The 16,442-nt window shown below is 65.1% G+C and carries 13 protein-coding genes; 5 read left to right on the top strand and 8 right to left on the bottom strand.

Annotated features, from left to right (window positions below):
• Positions 1-48: 48 nt before the first annotated feature.
• Positions 49-1,032, top strand: a complete 984-nt coding sequence (locus I6F20_RS06965; protein ID WP_225125556.1) for a DMT family transporter — start codon at positions 49-51, stop codon at positions 1,030-1,032.
• Here the strand turns inward: I6F20_RS06965 and I6F20_RS06960 are convergent.
• Positions 1,019-2,374, bottom strand: coding sequence for a M23 family metallopeptidase (locus I6F20_RS06960; protein ID WP_192893223.1), 1,356 nt, complete (start codon positions 2,372-2,374; stop codon positions 1,019-1,021). The two genes, I6F20_RS06965 and I6F20_RS06960, sit on opposite strands and share 14 nt — an antisense overlap.
• Before the next feature lie 111 nt (positions 2,375-2,485).
• Positions 2,486-3,187 carry a peroxiredoxin gene (locus tag I6F20_RS06955; protein WP_225126002.1) on the bottom strand — a complete coding sequence of 234 codons (702 nt, stop codon included), beginning with the start codon at positions 3,185-3,187 and terminating at the stop codon, positions 2,486-2,488.
• A gap of 195 nt (positions 3,188-3,382) precedes the next feature.
• On the opposite strand from I6F20_RS06955, the gene I6F20_RS06950 reads away from it, so the two are divergent.
• Positions 3,383-7,189, top strand: coding sequence for a YhdP family protein (locus I6F20_RS06950; protein WP_225125555.1), 3,807 nt, complete (start codon positions 3,383-3,385; stop codon positions 7,187-7,189).
• A gap of 154 nt (positions 7,190-7,343) precedes the next feature.
• Here the strand turns inward: I6F20_RS06950 and I6F20_RS06945 are convergent, their stop codons facing one another.
• From I6F20_RS06945 to tyrS, 4 genes are all read right to left on the bottom strand, one after another.
• A complete protein-coding gene (locus I6F20_RS06945; RefSeq protein WP_225125554.1) occupies positions 7,344-9,038 on the bottom strand; it encodes a methyl-accepting chemotaxis protein in 1,695 nt (564 codons plus the stop codon).
• Positions 9,039-9,430: 392 nt separating this feature from the next.
• Positions 9,431-9,841: a DoxX family protein gene (locus tag I6F20_RS06940; RefSeq protein ID WP_036000011.1), complete on the bottom strand. Its 411-nt coding sequence runs from the start codon at positions 9,839-9,841 to the stop codon at positions 9,431-9,433.
• A 228-nt stretch (positions 9,842-10,069) separates the two neighbouring features.
• Positions 10,070-11,266, bottom strand: coding sequence for an MFS transporter (locus I6F20_RS06935; RefSeq protein ID WP_518513047.1), 1,197 nt, complete (start codon positions 11,264-11,266; stop codon positions 10,070-10,072).
• A gap of 143 nt (positions 11,267-11,409) precedes the next feature.
• Positions 11,410-12,663, bottom strand: coding sequence for a tyrosine--tRNA ligase (gene tyrS, locus I6F20_RS06930; protein ID WP_225125552.1), 1,254 nt, complete (start codon positions 12,661-12,663; stop codon positions 11,410-11,412).
• A gap of 166 nt (positions 12,664-12,829) precedes the next feature.
• Here tyrS and I6F20_RS06925 point away from each other — a divergent pair, with 166 nt between their 5' ends.
• The 3 genes from I6F20_RS06925 to I6F20_RS06915 all read left to right on the top strand — a co-directional run bounded on the left by I6F20_RS06925 (position 12,830) and on the right by I6F20_RS06915 (position 15,269).
• Positions 12,830-13,933 carry an anhydro-N-acetylmuramic acid kinase gene (locus I6F20_RS06925; RefSeq protein ID WP_225125551.1) on the top strand — a complete coding sequence of 368 codons (1,104 nt, stop codon included), beginning with the start codon at positions 12,830-12,832 and terminating at the stop codon, positions 13,931-13,933.
• Between the two features lie 324 nt (positions 13,934-14,257).
• Positions 14,258-14,935 (top strand): glutathione S-transferase family protein, encoded by a 678-nt coding sequence (locus I6F20_RS06920; protein ID WP_225125550.1) that lies wholly within the window; start codon positions 14,258-14,260, stop codon positions 14,933-14,935.
• 10 nt (positions 14,936-14,945) lie between these two features.
• Positions 14,946-15,269, top strand: a complete 324-nt coding sequence (locus tag I6F20_RS06915; RefSeq protein WP_225125549.1) for a DMT family transporter — start codon at positions 14,946-14,948, stop codon at positions 15,267-15,269.
• Positions 15,270-15,282: 13 nt separating this feature from the next.
• Here I6F20_RS06915 and I6F20_RS06910 read toward each other — a convergent pair whose 3' ends face one another.
• Positions 15,283-15,573: a DUF1330 domain-containing protein gene (locus I6F20_RS06910; protein WP_225125548.1), complete on the bottom strand. Its 291-nt coding sequence runs from the start codon at positions 15,571-15,573 to the stop codon at positions 15,283-15,285.
• 64 nt (positions 15,574-15,637) lie between these two features.
• On the bottom strand, positions 15,638-16,285 hold the full coding sequence (locus tag I6F20_RS06905; RefSeq protein ID WP_035999994.1) for an alpha/beta hydrolase: 648 nt from the start codon (positions 16,283-16,285) through the stop codon (positions 15,638-15,640).
• Positions 16,286-16,442: the final 157 nt, after the last annotated feature.

Below are 16,442 nucleotides of genomic sequence, written 5' to 3'. Positions count from 1 at the left end.
GCGACATTGATCGCACCGTTCTAGGCCATGGGGCTGAGGTAAGACCCCATGCCCGACAATGACCACCGGATCGATGCACGCGACTGGTCGTTGCTCGCTCTGCTCTCGATCCTCTGGGGCGGCTCGTTCTTCTTCAACGGCGCGGCCTTGCGGGAATTGCCGCCGCTGACACTGGTGTTTTTGCGCGTGGCGCTCGGCGCTGCAATGCTGCTGCCGCTGCTGCGCGCACATGGCATCGGCTTTCCCAGGAGCTGGACGGGCTGGGCGCCGTTCATTGCGATCGGGCTGCTCAACAATGTCGTCCCGTTTTCGCTGATCGCGATCGGCCAAACTTTCATTCCGAGTGGGCTGGCCTCGATCCTGAACGCGACCACGCCGATGTTCACGGTGGCCGTGATGATTGCAGCGGGCCAGGAGGCCTTGCAGATGCGCCGCCTGGCCGGGGTGGCGTTGGGCTTTGTCGGCGTGATCCTGCTGCGCGGATGGGGCTTCGAGACCAGGCCGGGACAGGGGCTCGGCATTCTGCTCTGCCTCGGCGGGGCACTGAGCTACGGCTTTGCGGCGCTGGCTGCGCGGCGCTTGCTGAAGGACGCAGCGCCGCTGGGGACGGCGACGTTTCAATTGATGTCATCCACGGTGATGATAGCGGTCGTCGCCGGCGTCGTGGAGCAGCCTTGGCAGTTACCGATGCCGAGCCTCACGACCTGGCTCGCCGTGCTCGGGCTCGCCGGGCTTTCGACGGCGCTCGCCTACATCGTCTTCTTCCAGATCGTGCGGCGCTCGGGCGCGAGCAACGTCATGCTGGTGACGCTGCTCATTCCCGTCACCGCCATCCTGCTGGGCTGGCTGGTGCTGGATGAGCCGATCTCCGGCCGCGAGATCGCCGGCTCGATCGTCATCGCCAGCGCGCTGCTGGTGATTGATGGGCGTGCATTCAGCTTACTGCGCAAGCTCTCGGCCGCCAGTCGTTGCTCTGGCTCTCGGGAAGTTCTGCGCGGCAAAACTGAAAAGCGCGGACCTAACCCGCGCTGAGCCGCACGCCGGCGCGCAGGAATTTCTGCGGATCGACCGCTTCGCCTTCGATGCGGGTCTCATAGTGCAAATGCGGACCGGTGGAGCGGCCGGTCGAGCCGACGAGGCCGATGACCTGGCCGATCTTCACGACTTCGCCGACCCTGACGTTGATCTCGGAGAGATGGCCGTAGCGGGTCGAAAGCCCGTTGCCGTGGTCGACCTCGACCATGCGGCCATAGCCGCCGGACCAGCCGGCGGAAACCACCTTGCCGTAGGCGGTGACGCGGACGGGGTCACCGCTGGCGGCGCGGAAATCAAGGCCGGTGTGCATCGCGGGCCGACCCAGAAAAGGATCGCTGCGCACACCGAAGCCGGACGTGAACTCGACCTCGCCGATGACGGGCTTGCGATACGGCACCAACGCCAGCGTGCGGTTGAGACGGTCCATCTCGGCGCGCGTGGTGTGGATGCGGTGGAGCTGCTTCTCGAACGGTCCGGCATTCGCCGTCAGCTTGACCGGGACGAACGGTCCGCCCATCGCACTGCGCGGCACGGCGGCTTCGAGATGGGCAAGGTTCAGGCCGAGGTCGCTGACCACGCTGCGCATCCGGCGCATGCGCGAATCCATGCTTTCCTCGACCGCGTTGAGCGTCGCCATCTGGCGCCGCTCGACCTGATCAAGCGAGGTCGTGAGCCGGACCAGCACGTTGTCGAAACCGCGGTTCTTGGCGAACTGGCTGGTCGGCGTTGCCGCAACGCTCGGCGCGCGCGATTCGAGGCGCGCTTCGCGATCCGGTGGCGCCACGAAGATCACGGTGTCGCTGATGGGCGACGGTTTTGGCGTGGTCGGGCTTGCATCGCTGCGCTGCGGAGCGGCGCGGGGAATCGAGCCGGTCACGTCGGGCATGGCGCCGAGCGCCGTGGCCCGGGACTCGAGCGCCGTCTGGCGCTTCATGATCTGGTCGAGCTTTTGGTCGAACTGCTCCTGGTCGAGCAATTGACGGCTGGTGGTGCGATCGATCTTGGCGCGCAGCTCGGCGATGCGGTCCTCATAGGCGTATTGCATCTCGGCCTGGCGGGCGATCAGCCGGGTCAGGACGTCGTCACGGAACGCGAAATAGGTGGCGGTGGCGGCCGACCACAGCCCGAGCAGCACCACGGTGCCGACCACGATCCAGAACACCACGGGTCCGAAGCGGACCTGCTTGCCGGCATGCACGATGGTGTAGGCATCGTCGGTGGCGGGCAGGGGAATCGCGGTTACCGCCGCCGGGGCACCCAGAGGGCGCCGGAAGGCGCGTCCGTGATCGTGAGGATGATGTTGGGGGTACTGCGAGTATTGGGCAGAACTTTTCGACATCGGCACTCCCGCGCCGGTCGGATGGGTTCCTTGCGGCTCAATTGCCGCCGCAATCTGGGCCGCTCATGGTTAATTTTCCGCAAATGGGAACGCGCGAATTTAAAGGATTGGTTAAAGGCTCCTTGCCGCCTCCAGCACTTCGTCGGCATGGCCATCGACCCGGACATTGCGCCAGATCCGCGCGACTTTACCGTCAGTCCCGACCAGCACCGTGGTGCGAAGGATCGCAAGGAAGCTCTTGCCATACATGGACTTTTCGCCCCAGGCCCCATAAGCCTCCAGCATCTCATGCGTCTCGTCCGAGATGAGGGGCACGCCAAGCTTGTGCTTGTCGCGAAACTTCTCCTGGGCCCTTAACGGATCGGCGGAGATGCCGAGCACCGCGGTGCCGGCGGCCGCGAAGGCGTCCGCCAGGCGCGTGAAGTCGATCGCCTCCCGCGTGCAGCCGGGGGTGTCGGCGCGGGGGTAGAAGAACAGGACGAGCTTTCGGCCGGCATAGTCGGCCAGCGTGACCACGTCGCCGCCATCGCGCGGCAGGCGGAAGGCCGGGGCCTTTTGGCCCTCGGCCAAGCCGGACTTCAAGCCCGACTTGGCCGCAGCCGGAGAGGAGGCGGATTTGGAGGATTTTAACTGTTTCGATGCGGCCTTATGCGATCCTGCTTTTGCTATGGTCGCAGCTGATTTGCGTGCCGGTGTCCGCTGCGTTTTCGCGGATCTTGTTTGAGTCGATGCCCGCGTTTTTGCGGACTTCTTTGCAGCGGTCGGACTGCCGGAGGGCGTTTTGGACGATTTCTTTCGGGATTTCTTGGACATACGCCTTCCTTTCGACGCTTTCGGCAGGTCAACCGAAGCGGTATTGCAGCTCTTGTCCGGCGAGCCGGAATCGTGCCCTCGGCTGGGCAAGTCTGGCGACGCCGGAGTATGGTTACAAGGAATTCCACGCACCACCCCACTGCTCGTTGAACGCGCTCCCGGGGCGAAATGACGAACAGCAGGAATATTCGAGGTATGGCGGCAGTGCCGGCGCAGGGAGCATCACTTCCCGCGAACGGCTGCGGTCCCGGCGGCGCTCAGTCCTATGACGGGCGCCTGTATCGAGAGGCAATGGCAAGGAATACGTCGCCCCAGGACTACAACCGGGATTTTGATCGGCGCGGCGGCGAACTCGAGCCGCAGGAATGGGACGACGCCGACTGGGATCCGGATCAGGAAGCGGCTGCGCGCAATCGCGCACGCCGGTTGCTGGCGCGTTCCGGTTCGGGCTTTCTTCGCTTCGGTGGTGGATTTGGCGCGCTGCGCCGCTGGACGGGTGGGGGACGCTGGCTGAAGCGCCTGGCGGTGGCCGTCGCCACCGTCATCGTCATTTTCATCGGCTGTTTCGGTGCGCTGTGGTGGCGGCTCGGTGCCGGTCCCATCAGTCTGGACATCGCAACGCCGTGGCTCGCAGCCGCGATCGAGGACAATATCGGCCACGGCAACACCGTTGAGGTCGGCGGCACTCAGATCGAGCGGGCCGGCCGGGTCCGCGTCGCCGTCCGCATCCGAGACATCATCGTTCGCGACCGCGATCACGCCGTCGTCGCCAGCGCGCCGAAGGCCGAGGTGAGGCTGTCGGGTGCGGCCCTCCTGATGGGGCACCTGCGTGCCGAGAGTCTTAACCTGGTCGATGCCGAGCTCGCCATCCGCATTGCGCCCGATGGCACCGTCACCGTGTCCGCCGGCGACACCGCAAAGCCGCTCGCGACCGGTGTCGCGTCCAAGAAGGATGCGGGCCTGCCGCCGACATTCCCGCGCAGCGGTGTCCCCCCGCCGCCATTCGCGACCGCGCCTGCGAGCCCGGACGCATCGCAGGCCGCACCGCAGGCGACCGCGCAGAGCGGCATCCTTCAGGGCCTCGACTGGCTCGACAGCCTGAGCATGACTGGCCTCGACGGTCAGAACCTCAACGAGATCGGTCTGAAGAACGGCGTCCTGATCGTCGACGATCAGCAGCGCGGCAGCAAATGGTCGTTCGAGAACATCACGCTCAGCCTGAGGCGGCCGAGCCGCGGCGGCGTCGCGCTCAGCCTCGGCGAGCAGGGCGCGCGTCCGTGGCTGCTGCGCGCCACGATCGGACCGGCCGAGAACGGCGTGCGCTCGGTCGACATCAAGGCCGACAAGGTCTCGACGTCCAACATCCTGCTGGCACTGCGGGTGAAGGACCTCACCTACACCGCCGACCTGCCGCTGACGGGCGAGCTCAAGGGCGAGCTCGGCCGCGACGGCGTGCCGACCTTCTTCCGCGGCAAGATCGCGGCCGGCGCCGGCAACATCATCGATACCGACACGCCCGACTACCCGATGGCAATCGACTCAGCCGAGATCAACGTCGAGTGGGATGCGAACCGGCGGGTGCTGGTCGCGCCGTTCAAGGTTCTCTCCGGCGCGAACCGCCTGACGCTGCTGGCCCATCTCGAGCCACCCAACGGCAACATCAACGACTGGCAGCTCGGCTTCAGCGGCGGTTCGATCCTGCTCGGCGGCATCGACAACGAGCCGCCGCTCGTCTTCAACCGCATCGCGATCGGCTTCCGCTTCGACGCCGACCACAAGCGCATCCTGCTGACACAGGCCGACGTCTCCAACGGCGAGATCGGCGTCGCCGGCACCGGCGCCCTCGACTATTCGGGCGAGCCGCGGCTCACCCTCGGTTTTGCGGGCACGCCGATGTCGGCCTCCGCCTTGAAGCGGATGTGGCCGACGCTGATCGTCCCCGAATTGCGTGAATGGGTGATAGAACGGATCGAGCGCGGCACGCTCCAGCGCATCGAGATCGGCGTCAACTCGCCGACCAGGAACCTGCCGCGCAAGGGTCCGCCCATTCCGGACGACGGCCTGTCGGTCAACATCGTGGCGAGCGGCGTTGCGGTCCGGCCCGTGGACGGCATGCCGGTGGTGCGCGATGCCGATCTGAAGGCGCGCGTGACCGGACGCACCGCGACCGTCAACATCGGGCAGGGCATTGCCGATACCCCCGCGGGCCGCAAGGTCACGATCTCCGATTTCGTCTTCGAGGTGCCCGACATGGCGCCGAAGCCGTCGCCGTCGCGGAGCAGATTCCGTGTGGAAGGGCCGGTGCCCGCGGCCGCTGAAATGCTCGCCAATGATCGGCTGAGCGACCTGTCGGCGACCGTCGTCGATCCCAACACCAGCAAGGGAACGTTCTCGGCGAACATCCAGCTCGGCATGCCGGTCAAGGGCGAGCTGACCAAGGCCGACACCACCTACGCCGTCACCGCCGATCTCAACGGTTTTGCCGCAGACAAGCTGGTGATGAACCAGAAGCTGGAAGCCAACAACCTCAAGATATCAGCCAACAACCAGGGCTATCAGGTCAAGGGCGACGTCAAGATCAACGGCCAGGCGGCCTCGCTCGATTATCGCAAGCCGGCCGAGGGCGACGCGGATGTCAGGCTGCAGGCGACGCTGGACGATGCCAGCCGCGCGCGACTCGGCTTCGATCTCAGCCCCGCCGTCATCGGATCGTTGCCGATCAAGCTGTCGGGCAAGATCGCGAGCGGCGCGGATCAGACGACGAAGCTCGGCGTCGAGGCCGATCTGACCTCGGTCAGGCTCGACAACATCCTGCCCGGCTGGGTCAAGCTGCCGGGCAAGTCCGGCAAGGCCAGCTTCAAGGTGGTGCCGACGGCGCAATCGACGCGTTTCGAGGACATCGTCATCGAAGGCGGCGGCGCCTCGATCAAGGGCTCGCTCGAGCTCGACGCGAACAGCGATCTCGTGAACGCGAACTTCCCGACCTACGCGCCGTCCGACGGCGACAAGGCCTCGCTCAGGGTGGAGCGCAGCCAGGACGGTGTGCTGCGCGGCACCATGCGTGGCGACGTGTTCGACGGCCGCGGCTTCCTGAAGTCGGCGATCTCAGGCAATTCCAAGGACGACAAGAACAAGCTGAAGAACGTCGATTTCGACATCGACGTGAAGCTCGGTGCCGTCGCCGGCTTCAACGGCGAGGCCATGCGCAGCCTCGATGCCAAGATGTCGAAGCGCAATGGGGCCATCAAGGCGTTCACGCTGAGCGGCAAGATCGGCCGCGACACGCCTGTCGCTGCCGACCTGCGCGGCGGCCGTGCCCAGGGCAACCGCGAGGTGATCTACCTGCAGACCAACGACGCCGGCGCGCTGCTGCGCTTCACCGACACCTACACCAAGGCGGTCGGCGGCCAGATGGTGGTGGCGATGGAGCCGCCGTCTTCCGAGCCGAACGCCGCGCGCGAGGGCCTGATCAATGTCCGCGACTTCACCGTGAAGGGCGAGGCGCAGCTCGAACGCGTTGCCGCCGGCGCGCCGAACGGGACCGGGAATGGCGTCTCCTTCAGCGCACTTCGCGCCGAGTTCACGCGGCAGAACGGTGCGCTCACGGTCCGTGACGGCGTGGTCAAGGGGCCGATGATCGGTGCCACCATCGAGGGCTCGATCGACTATCCCGGCAACCAGGTCTGCATGAGCGGCACCTTCGTGCCGATGTACGGCGTCAACAACATCTTCGGCCAGATCCCGCTGTTCGGCATCTTCCTCGGTGGCGGCAACAATGAGGGGCTGATCGGCGTGACCTACGAGGTCGTCGGCACGCCAGCCGCGCCCGTGATGCGCGTCAATCCGATCTCGGCGATGGCGCCCGGCCTGTTCCGCAAGATCTTCGAGTTCAACACCGGCAAGCAGAACTCGCCATTCGAGGAATTCCCATCGCATTCGAACGACGGCTCGACCGGATCGACGCGCCAACTGTCGAGCGGTTGCACCCTCGCGCGGCGGTAATCCCCACATTCCCAGGTGCTCGTCATGCCCGGGCTTGTCCCGAGCCCACGTTCTTCGTGCGGCGCGGCCAAAAACGTGGATGGCCGGGACAAGCCCGGCCATGACGAATGTGGCGATGCTTTCGCGCCAAACGTTTTGAGGCTGGAGCGGGGCGTCAGGCCGCGCGCACGCCCTTCAGGAATGTTCCGACTTCGCCGGAGAGCTGCTCGGCCTGCTTGGAGAGGTTGCTGGCTGCTGCGAGCACCATGCCGGCAGCGTTGCCGGTCTCGTTGGCCGCCGTGGAGACGCCGTCGATATTGGTGGTGACCTCTTTGGTCGCCTCCGCGGTCTGCGAGACGCTGCGGGCGATCTCGGCGGTGGCGGCGCCTTGCTCCTCGATGGCCGCGCCGATCGAGGTGGCGATGCGGCTGACCTCCTCGATGGTGGCGGTGATGCCGCCGATCGCATCGACAGCTTCCTTGGTGGCGCCCTGGATCTGGGCGATCTTGTCGCCGATCTCGCGGGTGGCTTCCGCGGTCTGGCTCGCCAGCGACTTCACCTCGGAAGCGACCACGGCAAAGCCGCGGCCGGCTTCGCCGGCGCGGGCGGCCTCGATGGTGGCGTTGAGCGCGAGCAGGTTGGTCTGCGCCGCGATGTTGGAGATCAGCTCGGCGACATGCTCGATCTGCTGGGCGCCGTCCGAGAGTGCGCGCACGATGGTGTCGGTGCGGCGGGCGCTGTCCACCGCACGTCCCGTGACCTCGGCCGATTGCGCGACCTGGCGGCTGATCTCGGTGATGGAGGAGGAGAGCTCCTCGGCGGCGGAGGCGACGGTCTGGACGCGCTGGCTGGCCTCATTGGCGGCCGAGCCGACCACGGCGGCGCGGCGATTGGTGCCTTCGGCGGTCGACGACATCGACTTGGCCGTGGTCTCCAATTCACCGGAGCCGGAGGCCATCAGGCCGACGAGCTGGCCGACGGAGGCATCGAAGCGGTCGGCAAGGGCGATCAGGGCCTCGCGCTTCTCCTGCTCGCTGCGGGCCTTGGCCGCGACCTGCTCGGCCTCCAGCGTGCGGGCCGTGAGCGCGGTCTGCCTGAGGATTTCGAGCGTCTCGGCCATGCGGCCGATCTCGTCGCCGCGGTCGGTCTCCTCGACCGGCTTGTCGATGGCGCCTTCGGAAATCGCCTGCATGCGGTTCTTCTGACGGTCGAGCGCGCCGAGCACGTCGCGGGCGATCAGCCAGGACAGCGCCGCCATCAGCAGCATCAGGCCGATGCCGATGGCGCCAAGCTCCAGCGTCAAGGCGCGCACATCGGCGTCGATGTCGTCGACATAGAGGCCGTAGCTGATGATGACGTTCCAGGGCGCGAATTTGCGCGCGAACACGGTCTTGCGGACCGGCTCGGTCTGGCCGGGACGGGGGTAGAGATAGGAGGTGACGCCGCCCTGCGCAGTCTCGCTGCCGGCCTTGATGATGGCGTCGGCAATCAGCACGCCGTTTGAATCCTTGGCGCCGGTGATCTTGCCTTCGAGCTGCTGGTTGGCGCCGTTCACGACCAGGGAGCCGTCCGGATTGTAAACCACCGGATAGCCCTGGTTGCCGTTGAAGTTCATGCGGCGGCCGCGCTGGTGGAACAGGCTCTTGGCCTCGGCCGGCGTCAGCTTGCCGGCGGTCACTTCGTCCTGGAGCGCTTGGGCATAGTTGTAGAGGAGCTCGACGGCGGTCCGCATCTGCTGGACGCGGTCCTCCATCATCCGGCTCTTGCTGAGCACGGCCGATACGCCGATGATGGCTGTGACCGTGAGAGCCGCGAGGCAGACCATGCTGGCAAGCTTGGTACGGATCTTCAGATGACTCAGCAGTTTCATCACAGCCCCTACGGAATGGTTGTTATTGCTCGCACCGGTAGCATGAAGTTCTTACCAATCATGAATGGAGGCATGCGGCGGCCTGCCGCGCGGACAACGTGCGCAGGCGCGTGCGCAATGGTGCAGGCAAATCGCCGTGCAGACGGACTCCAGGCCGTCTGGGGAAGGGAATCGATCTTGGGTTTTGGCAGCTAGACCGTCTGGACGGACCTGCAATGAATCGATTCGTTCATCGCATCATCATGTCTCTGCTGCTCGTCGCCGCCCTCGTTCTGATCTGGAACGTGCTGGGCGCGCGCTGAGACGGCACCGGAGATCTGCCGGCGCCATCCTCGTGCTTAGCGGATGAGATGTGCTTCAGCGGGGCGCGGATGCGCCCGCCGGTCCGGCGGCTATTTCTTGCCCATCGCTGCGTCGACGCTGACCGGGCCTCCGCCCGCCGCCGAGAGATACAGGCAGGCGAAGCAGAACAGGATCGCCAGGGTGCCGTTGTTCAGCAGCGGCAGGAAGATCGGCGTCTCGCCCCTGAACATGTGGCCCATGAAGTAGGCGAAAGCCATTTCACCGGACAAGATGAAGGCTGCGAGGCGCGAGAACAGGCCGATCATGAGCAGCCCGCCAAGCACCAGTTCGAGCGCACCGGCGGCGCCGTAAAGCGACATCAGCTCGACCTTGGCGAACATTGGGACAGCCGGAAACTTGAACAGCTTGGCGACGCCGTACTGGAACAGCAGCAGGCCGGTGATGAAGCGAAACAGGCTCAGGAGAACCGGTTGAAAGCGAGTGAGATAAGGAAAGTCCATTGGTTTGCCCTCCATCCAATGCTGGACCCAATGCTGCGACTTGGACCGTATTCGCTTCCGCCTCGCAAGCCACCAGGATCAATTCAGCGCTGACATTTTCGTCATGTCGGACAAAACACCGCAAGGCGCCGCCAAGAGCTGCACGCGACCCTCTTTTTTGCACGTTCGCCTCGCGCTCGTCCGTAGGATTCCGGTGAAACCAGGGTGTGCAGGTTACGTCGGGGAGACCTACTCCCGCAAAGCAGGGACGACCAGGAACGGAATCATTCCGAGGATCACGCTCGCAAGTGCGAAGACGAGCAGGAGATCGTAGCCGTGCGTGGCATCGTGGATCAGGCCGCCGCTCCATGAACCGAAGGCCGAGCCGAGGCCGCTGCCGATCGAGATCGTGCCGAAGATGGTGCCGACGCGTTTGCCGCGAAAGATCTTCATGGCGGTGGCGCTGATCAGCGGCCCGCGGGAGCCCATCATGCTGCCGAAGCAGACGACGAAACCGGTGAGCAGAATGACGTTCGGATAGTACTGCAGCAGCCAGAGCAGAACGATGCCGAGAATCGAGATCGCGTAGCTGAGCAGCACCGACGGCCGCCGTCCGATCAGGCCGTCGAGCGCGGAGACGCCGAGCATGCCGAACACCAGCACGATTCCGGAGAAGCCCCAGGCGGTCGCAGCCTGGAGCGGCGGAAAGCCGGCGTCGATCAGATAGGCCACGATCTGCGCCGCGATCGCATACATGCCGACCGCGGTGAAGAAGAAGGTCGAGAACAGCGCCCAGAATGCGTGGTGGCGCATCGCGCTCGCAAGCGTCCAGCCGCTGTCGACGAAGTCAGGATCGCTCTTCTTGGCGACGTGCGGCGAGCCGGCCGCGAACATGCGCCAGGGAAGCAGCAGCAGCGGCGCCAGCAGCCCGAGCGCTGCAAAGCCGAACAGCTGGTAGGTCTCGCGCCAGCCGAGATGATCGATCAGAAGCTGCGAGGCCGGCAGCAAGGCCAGCACGCCGCCGCCCATTGCCGAATAGACCACCGCCATGGCGGTCGGCAGCTTTGGTCCGAACCAGCGGCCGAGCAGGATGGAGTTCGGCACATTGCCGATGAAGGCAACGCCGATGCCGACGCAGATTCCGATCGAGAGCTGGAATTGCCAGAGCGCGTGCGCATGGCTCGCGATCAGAAAGGCCGAACCGAGCAGGAGTAAGCCGAGCGCATAGACGAGGCGTGGTCCGGAATGATCGAACAGGCGCCCGACCAGGGGTGCAGTCATGCCGCTGACGAGCCAGGTGAGGGAGTAGATCGAGACGGCCTGGGCGCGATCCCAGCCGAGGCTTTCGGAGATCGGCTTGAGGAAGACCGTGAAGCTCTCGCTCAAGCCCCGGCCAAGAACAGCCAGCGTGAAGCAGAGGCCGAGCACGACGAGTGCGGTGCGCACCCCGTCCCGCCGGGCGCCTCCGACCCTTTCCTTGCCCGTTTCCGCTGTCGTTTCCGCTTTCGTTTCCTTGGGCCTGTCCTGTTTCATTGCCGTCAGGGAGCGCGCATCCGTGCGCCCTGACAAGCAGTGAAAAGCTCATACGCCTATGCAGGCCTGATGAGCACGTGCTTCTTCTTGCCAAAGGACAGCTTGATCACGCCTTCCGGCGTCAGGTGGCCTGCCGACAGCGCCATCTTGTCGTCGGTGACGGGCGCGTCGTTGACGCGCAGGCCGCCGCCTTTGATCTGGCGCCTCGCTTCGCCGTTGGAGCCGACGAGGCCAGCCTTGACGAAGGCGTTGAGCACGCCGAGGCCGGCGTCGAGTTCGCCGCGCGGAATTTCCACGGTCGGCAGGCTCTCGGCAAGCGCGCCTTCCTCGAAGGTGCGGCGCGCGGTCTCGGCGGCTTCGTTCGCGGCGTCGCGGCCGTGCAGCAGCGCGGTCGCTTCGGTTGCGAGCACCTTCTTGGCCTCGTTGATCTCCGAGCCGCCGAGCGCCTCGAGCTTCCTGATCTCGGCCATCGGCAGTGTCGTGAACAGTTTCAGGAACTTGCCGACGTCGGCGTCCTCGGTGTTGCGCCAGTATTGCCAGAAGTCGTAAGGGCTGAACTGGTCGGCGTTGAGCCACACCGCGCCTTGCGCGGTCTTGCCCATCTTGGCGCCCGAGGCGGTCGTCAGCAGCGGCGTCGTCAGCGCGAACAGCTGGTGGGTGCCCATGCGGCGGCCGAGATCGACGCCCATAATGATGTTGCCCCATTGGTCCGAGCCGCCCATCTGGAGGCGGCAGCCGGTGCGCTTGGCCAGCTCGACGAAGTCGTAGGCCTGGCAGACCATGTAATTGAACTCGATGAAGCTCATCTCCTGCTCGCGCTCGAGGCGCAGCCGCACGGAATCCATGGTCAGCATGCGGTTGACCGAGAAGTGCCGGCCGACGTCGCGCAGCATCTCGATCCAGTTCAGCTTGGTCAGCCATTCCGCATTGTCGAGCATGACCGCGTCGCTCTTGCCCTCGCCGTAGCGCAGCACCTTGGCGAACACGCCGCGGATCGATTCCTTGTTGGCCTCGATCTCGGCGATGGTGCGCATCGCGCGCGTCTCGTCTTTGCCGGAGGGATCGCCCACCATGGTGGTGCCGCCGCCCATCAGCGTAATCGGCTTGTTGCCGGACTGCTGCAGCCAGTGCAGCATCATCATGGTCAGGTAATTGCCGATGTGCAGCGAGCGGGCGGTGCAATCGTAGCCGACATAGGTGGTGGCCTCGCCCTTGGCGGCGAGCGCGTCCAGCCCCTCGAAATCGGAGCATTGGTGGATGAATCCACGTTCCTGCAGGGTGTTGAGGAAATCCGATTTAAATGCAGTCATCTGTCGGCGTGCCTGACAATTCTTGGTTTACCGTTTTGGGGGCAATTTAAGGGTCTTCCGCGGGAACCCGGTTGGCCGCCCGCCACTTGGCGCGTTGGCATTATAAGATGTGCCCCTCTGGCACAAGATCGGCATGCCAGCGCGGGTCTCTTGAGGATGCTGGTCCATGATGTTGACGGCACTCGGTTTGATGAGCGGCACCTCGCTGGACGGGGTTGATGTCGCGCTGATCGAAACCGACGGAAAGCAGGTGAAGGCGTTCGGGCCGTCCGGTTACCGGCCCTATGGCCCGGCCGAGCGCAACCTGCTGCGCCAGGCCTTGAGCGAGGCCGTGCAGCTGCAGCAACGCGACGCCCGCCCGGGCATTCTGGGTGATGCCGAGCGGGCGGTGACGCAGGCCCATGCCGAGGCGGTTGCAGCCTTCCTCGCCCAGAATCGGATGAGGCCGGAGGACATCGACATTGTCGGCTTCCACGGCCAGACCGCGCTGCACCGGCCCGAAAGACGGCTGACGGTGCAGATTGGCGACGCGCCGGCGCTGGCAAGGGCCCTCCATATTCCTGTCATGCACGACTTCCGCGCCGCCGACGTCGAGGCGGGCGGGCAGGGCGCGCCGCTCGTGCCGGTCTACCACCGCGCGCTCGCCCATTCGCTGGAGCGCGAAGGGCCGATCGTCGTGGTCAATATCGGCGGCGTCTCCAACATCACCTATATCGACGGCAACGAAACGCTGATCGCCTGTGACACCGGCCCCGGCAACGCGCTGCTGGACGATTTCATGTACCGCAGCATGAACCAGGCGTTCGATGCCGAAGGCAAATTCGCCGCTCTCGGCAAGGTGGACGAAGCCTGGATCGCGCAGGCGCTGGAGGTGCCGTTCTTCGCAAGCCCGCCGCCGAAATCGCTCGACCGCAACGATTTTGCGGCCCTGCGGCTCGGCGACGTCGCGCCTGCCGACGGCGCAGCGACGCTGACCGCCTTCACCGCGGCCGCGATCGCCCGCGTCATTCCTCTTCTGCCGCGACGGCCGCGCAGCTGGATTGTCTGCGGCGGCGGCGCGCGCAATCTCACCATGCTGCGGATGCTGCGGGAGCGGGTGGGCTCGGCCACGGTCGAGGCGGCCGAAACGCTCGGCTGGGCCTCGGACGCCATCGAGGCGCAGGCCTTCGGCTTTCTCGCCGTCCGCGGCATGAAGGGCCTGCCACTGTCCTATCCGGCGACCACGGGCGTGCCGATGCCGATGACCGGCGGGGTGATCGCCAGGCCGTAAAGCGGGGTGCCCGCCGGCCAGCTTTGCGAGGAGACCGAACTTGAACGATTCTACGAATGGTTTTCCTCCGGGTCCCTCTGATGGTTTGCGGGGCACCTGTCTCCATTGTCAGCATCCCATCGGCTATCATCATCTGGAGGGCGATAGGTGCAGCTGCAAAGATTGCCACTGCCCGGGATTTGAAGACTATCCCCGTCCGGCAAACTCAAACTCGAAGCTCCCGGGCTAATATTTGGTGGTTAATGCAGGTGCATGGATCTTGACGATTGGATGCAGTTGCATCTATATTGGATGCAGTCGCATCTAACTGCCGGGATCCTTGCCATGACCTCTTCCCTGAAACTGATCAGCCACAAGCTTTGTCCCTATGTGCAGCGCGCGGTGATCGCGCTGAAGGAGAAGGGCGTGCCGGTTGAGCGGATCGACATCGATCTCGCCAACAAGCCCGACTGGTTTCTCAAACTCTCGCCGCTCGGCAAGGTGCCGGTGCTGGTGGTGACGACGGAGAAGGGCGAGGTCGCGCTGTTCGAGAGCAACGTGATCTGCGAGTACATCGAGGAGACGCAGGCAGGCAGCAGGCTGCATCCGGCGGATCCGTTGCAGCGGGCCGAGCACCGTGCCTGGATGGAGTTCGGCTCGGCGATCCTCGGCGACCTCTGGGGCTTGGAGACCACAACCGATCCGGCGACGTTCGAAAGCAAGCGCCAGGCGCTGGTCGCAAAGTTCGCGCGTGTCGAGGCCGCGCTCGGCGCAGGTCCGTTCTTCGCCGGCAATGCGTTCAGTCTGGTCGATGCCGTGTTCGCGCCGATCTTCCGCTACTTCGATCTGTTCGACGAGCTGACAGAGCACGGCATTTTCAACGACGTGCCGAAGGTTCGTGCCTGGCGTGCCGAGCTCGCAAAGCGCCCGAGCGTGCGCAGCGCGGTCGGGGCGGACTATCCGCAATTGTTGCGCGCCTTCCTCATTCGCCACGACGCGCATCTGCTCAAGCTCGCGGCGTGAGCCCCGTCCGATGTCACAATCCCTTGCTTGGCTCATGCTGGTGATCGCGGGCCTGCTCGACGTCGGCTGGGCGATCACCATGAAATATGCCGAAGGCTACACGCGCGCCGGCTGGAGCATCGCCTCGCTCGTGCTGCTCGCCGCCTTCGTATTCCTGCTCGGGCGCGCCTTGAAGGTGCTCGAGGTCGGCGTCGCCTATTCGGTGTGGACCGGCATTGGCGCGGCCGGCACGTTCCTGATGGGCGTGGTGCTGTTCGGCGAGACCTTGAGCGCGATGAAGCTTGCCGGCATCGCGCTCGTCTTGATGGGGATCGTCGCGCTCAAGCTGGCGTAGTCAGTTGCTGCGATCAGATGCACCCATCCGCGAGCAGCAGCCTGCTGGTCGTCGTCGCCTGACGCAGTTTGAACAGGGGTTGAATCTCAGGATCATCCAAGAAGGCCTGAGCCTTCTCGCGGTCCGCAAATTCGATGATGACGAGACGCTCGGGCGCCCAGTCGCCCTCAATCGTTGTCGGCTCGACGCCGCGGACGATGTATCGCCCTGCGTGCTTGGCGATGAACGCCGGAACTTCAGCGATGTAAGTCTTGAATCCGGCGTAGTCGTTCACCGAGAGATCAAGAACCAGATACGCCTTCATCGCTCGCAATCTCCAGGGTGATGGGTTCGCAGCCATGCCGCGAACCCATCCACGTCGGAAGATATTACCGCACGTTGGCGAGGCGCATGTCGAGATAGGCCGTGATGGTTTCCATCAGCGGCTCGAGCTTGGAGTCGAAGAAGTGGTTGGCGCCGGGGATGATCTGCTGATCGATTACGATGCCTTTCTGGGTCTTCAGCTTCTCGACCAGCGTGTTGACGTCCTTGGGCGGCACCACCGCATCCTTCTCGCCATGCACGATCAGACCTGAGGACGGGCAGGGCGCGAGGAACGAGAAGTCGTAGAGGTTGGCCGGTGGCGCGATCGAGATGAAGCCCTCGACCTCGGGGCGGCGCATCAAGAGCTGCATGCCGATCCAGGCGCCGAAGGAGAAGCCGGCAACCCAGCAGGCGCGCGCCTCGGGATTGATGGTCTGCGCCCAATCGAGCGCGGCGGCCGCGTCGGACAATTCGCCGGTGCCGTGGTCGAACGCGCCCTGGCTGCGGCCGACGCCGCGGAAATTGAAGCGCAGCACCGAGAAGCCGCGATGGGCGAAGGCGTAGTAGCACTGGTACACGATCTGATGGTTCATCGTGCCGTGGAACTGCGGATGCGGATGCAGGATCATCGCGATCGGCGCATTCTTCTGCTTGGCCGGGTGATAGCGGCCCTCGAGGCGGCCGGCGGGGCCGGTGAAAATGACTTCAGGCATCGATGATCTCTGATCTAAGTCCCTTGGAGGTGATCCCTGCGCAATCGTCCGATTGTGGCTCTCGCAGCGTTGCCGCCGACGAGAGCACGGATGAAGGGTGGAGAGGCGCGCCCTCGGATGATGCGCGAGTGGCGCGCAGGTGAACTGACGCGCGCTT

This window comes from Bradyrhizobium sp. IC3123 (assembly GCF_020193625.1).
GTDB lineage: Bacteria > Pseudomonadota > Alphaproteobacteria > Rhizobiales > Xanthobacteraceae > Bradyrhizobium > Bradyrhizobium yuanmingense.
The sequence above is the reverse complement of the archived record's forward strand: the minus strand, read 5'-3'. Positions and strand labels throughout refer to the sequence as shown.

Coding starts and splice junctions, on each gene's coding strand:
- I6F20_RS06910 (WP_225125548.1), bottom strand. CDS start 15,573: ATGAAGGCGTATCTGGTTCTTGATCTCTCGGTGAACGACTACGCCGGA.
- I6F20_RS06940 (WP_036000011.1), bottom strand. CDS start 9,841: ATGGACTTTCCTTATCTCACTCGCTTTCAACCGGTTCTCCTGAGCCTG.
- I6F20_RS06950 (WP_225125555.1), top strand. CDS start 3,383: ATGGCGGCAGTGCCGGCGCAGGGAGCATCACTTCCCGCGAACGGCTGC.
- I6F20_RS06945 (WP_225125554.1), bottom strand. CDS start 9,038: ATGAAACTGCTGAGTCATCTGAAGATCCGTACCAAGCTTGCCAGCATG.
- I6F20_RS06905 (WP_035999994.1), bottom strand. CDS start 16,285: ATGCCTGAAGTCATTTTCACCGGCCCCGCCGGCCGCCTCGAGGGCCGC.
- I6F20_RS06965 (WP_225125556.1), top strand. CDS start 49: ATGCCCGACAATGACCACCGGATCGATGCACGCGACTGGTCGTTGCTC.
- tyrS (WP_225125552.1), bottom strand. CDS start 12,663: ATGACTGCATTTAAATCGGATTTCCTCAACACCCTGCAGGAACGTGGA.
- I6F20_RS06955 (WP_225126002.1), bottom strand. CDS start 3,187: ATGTCCAAGAAATCCCGAAAGAAATCGTCCAAAACGCCCTCCGGCAGT.
- I6F20_RS06920 (WP_225125550.1), top strand. CDS start 14,258: ATGACCTCTTCCCTGAAACTGATCAGCCACAAGCTTTGTCCCTATGTG.
- I6F20_RS06925 (WP_225125551.1), top strand. CDS start 12,830: ATGATGTTGACGGCACTCGGTTTGATGAGCGGCACCTCGCTGGACGGG.
- I6F20_RS06915 (WP_225125549.1), top strand. CDS start 14,946: ATGTCACAATCCCTTGCTTGGCTCATGCTGGTGATCGCGGGCCTGCTC.
- I6F20_RS06960 (WP_192893223.1), bottom strand. CDS start 2,374: ATGTCGAAAAGTTCTGCCCAATACTCGCAGTACCCCCAACATCATCCT.